Genomic DNA, 256 nt, shown 5'->3' on the forward strand with positions numbered 1-256 from the left:
GGGATGAGGTGGTGGTCTGGAAGCTCGACAGGCTGGGCCGCAGCACCCGCAGCCTGCTGGCCCTCATCGATGAGCTGGAAGGCCGCGGCGTCCACTTCCGGTCACTGACCGAGGGCATCACCACCACGGGCCCCATGGGCAAGGCCATGCTCACCGTGCTGTCCGCGTTCGCCCAGCTCGAACGTGACCAGCTGGCCGAGCGGACCAGGGCAGGCATGGCCGCAGCCGCCGTCAACGGGCGCAGGGCCGGACGGCG

The 256-nt window shown here is 71.1% G+C and carries 1 protein-coding gene; it reads left to right on the plus strand.

Annotated elements, in window-relative coordinates; translation table 11 throughout:
* On the plus strand, positions 1-256 hold a 256-nt coding region (locus tag AC5RWU_RS24800), incomplete at both ends, for a recombinase family protein (RefSeq protein WP_493986810.1).

The sequence above is a fragment of the Arthrobacter sp. B0427-1-12 genome (assembly GCF_059092905.1).